This window comes from Aliterella sp. E5.1 (genome assembly GCF_057473825.1).
Window position 1 is genome coordinate 1 of the sequence record NZ_JBYCCV010000244.1, and the last position, 2,511, is coordinate 2,511.

General features: G+C 48.9%; 1 protein-coding gene and 1 pseudogene. One reads left to right on the top strand and one right to left on the bottom strand.

The genetic code is table 11. The features are described 5' to 3' along the window. Positions 1–134: 134 nt before the first annotated feature. Positions 135–685 (bottom strand): annotated as a pseudogene (locus AC2VE5_RS25785) (transposase); the annotation flags it as partial. Positions 686–824: 139 nt separating this feature from the next. On the opposite strand from AC2VE5_RS25785, the gene AC2VE5_RS25790 reads away from it, so the two are divergent. Next, entirely contained in the window at positions 825–1,838 is a 1,014-nt protein-coding gene (locus tag AC2VE5_RS25790; protein WP_486890425.1) for a hypothetical protein, read from the top strand. The last annotated feature ends 673 nt before the right edge of the window (positions 1,839–2,511 follow it).

Genomic DNA, 2,511 nt, shown 5'->3' on the forward strand with positions numbered 1-2,511 from the left:
TAGCTGCTTCAAAAGTGCTTCTTGTCTGCTGCTAAGTTCGATCTTTGTGGCTTGAGGTCCTGGCATCTGCTATCACCACAGCCAGACTAACAGCTAACGGTAAGTGTTTTCTGGAAAGGTGTACTAGTGGTCTGTCAAGCAGAAGTTGACGGGTAGAGGCGCTTGAGCTTGATACGAGCATCGGCAGTGGTGAAGCGCCAATCAACAGTAGCCTGAGAGGCATTACGCTCAGCTTCCCAGGCGCTGATCTCTTGTTCCAGCATGTGCTTGTCGGGGATACGCCTGTTGAGACACTGACGCGAGAGCACCGAGAGTTCGATCTCAGCCATATTCAACCAAGAGCCGTGCTTAGGGGTGTAATGGAACTCTATTCGGTTCAGGATACGTGCTGCTTCTTCTGGAGCAAAGGTTTCATAGAGGGCGTCAGGGCCGTGGGTGTTGAGCTGGTCGCGAACCATGGTGATGGTGGTGGCGCCAGGAAAGTGAACATCGACCAGCTCACGCATGCAGTGGGCGAAGTCGATCTTGGTGCGACGCTCGGTCACCTTGACGTGACGCCAGGCCTCTAAGGGCGCAAAGAACATACCCCGTTCGGGGCACAAGTGAACAGATTGGCGGTACCCTCACGGTGGTACTCGTAGTCGTAGCGTTCAGGCTGACCCGGCACTGGCGGCAGAGGCTCACGCACGGCGTTGTCAAGTTAACTTAAAATTAGTCCCCTATGTGAATAAGTGCTGCAAGATGAGCGAGGAAAATTACTATTATGCTTTATAGGCCGCATTTATTTACGCAGCGCAGCCTAATCGCCGCGGCTGGTGGAGGTTATGGAAGTGAGTAACAGCACAAACGAATCTCTTTCCTTTGACGAAGCTTGGGATAAATATATACAACTGGAGCAAGAGCTAATTAACTCTCAAGAATATAAAACTTTGCAAGCGATAAAACAGCTCTGGAAGAGTTTCTCTATCTTTCACAGTAATGCGGCTGAATTAAAAAGAACCATCAAAACTGTAGATACAAATGAAAAAATGCAGATGATGTGGACTGCCCCCCACAAGGAACTGCTTGATAGTTACCTGTTTGAGGTATCACGCCTTTTACATAACTTTGTGGCAAGCGCAACATCGCTAAGAGATCACTCTAGAAGACTGTCCCAGCCTTACACAAGACAAGATCGGTTTCCTGACTACCAAAGAAAAATCGAGGAGCACTTCGCTACGCATCCCCTCGCAAAATTTGTTCTTGACCTCCGCAACTATATTCAACATCGTGAAATCCCGGTTGTGGCTGGCACATGGACTTTTGACGCTTCTGAAAGGGGGAAGTTTCTTCATCAAGCACATTTGAGCTCAAAGGCATTTTTAGAATGGGATAACCTAAGTGCAGATGCAGAAAAATTCGTGAAGGCAGCAGGGGAAGAAATAGATTTGTGCAGTTTAGTCGAACAGTATGAGCTCCATGTCAGGGTTTTCTATGAGTGGCTTGCGCATCGTTTAAAGGAGATAAACACTAAAGAAAATGAGATAGTCGCCAGAAAACAAAATGAACTGCGTAGGATCTGGGGTTTTATGCTTCCTACACACTTGACAATAGCTCTACAAGGCGAAATTTATTCAGAGCAAAGCTTAATCCAAGCTCTCACGGTTGCCGCTGTCGTTAATGTGAAGTCCCTCAAAACTATAATGGACCAAACAGAAAATTATAAGGAAAGAGCCAACTTGCTTATTGAATATCTTGAAAAAGGTACGTATGCAGAGCTAAGTGATGAACTAAGAACAAAACTCATTGAAGCGTTCAGACGTGCGTCTGAAGCGCCGAGATCCACTCGAGCGCCTTGAGGCTAATCGCCGTGGCTGGTGGCGGTGGACCAAGCAGTAGGAGCGAGTCCTTTTTACAAAAAATAATGGGGCACGTCATTGTCCTCGAGCTTTCATCACCAAAGGGGAACGAGGTGTTTTATGGTCCTTGCCGCGCCGCGTGCGGAGGACTAGCAGCGCCTTTTTTATGCGTCCGGTTTTGCACCAACTTCAGACGTCTTGGTAGTGGTGAAGTTGGCTGCAGCACTGAACAAACGCGCGTGTGGAGAGGGATGTTGACTTGTCCCGACATCGGGACAGATGGTGGTGGGGAAAGTCTCCTCCATAGTGAGCTGAGGCTTAGAAGCGGCGGTATACCGCCGCTTCTAAGCCCCCGCAGGCGTGGAGAGAACGCAGAACCGAAACGACACCGTGGCGCAACGGACGTAGAGCCTACGCGCGTAGCAGAGAGAACTTGGACAGGATCATGTTGCCCTCTCCTTTAGAATGGGGAGCATGAAAAGGGTAGGGTAATCTAAGCGCCACGGCTGGGGGAAGTTTTTAACCGTGAGAGAATTAAGTGAAATACTCACCTTACGCAAGCCCTGCTATAGCCTTGAGGCGTTTCAGTTCGTCGAAAGATGCCTGAAGCGCTTTGAAGTAGAGTTTCGAGCGCAAAGCGAAGTGGTTGAGCTTGACTTCGACCCGCATCACT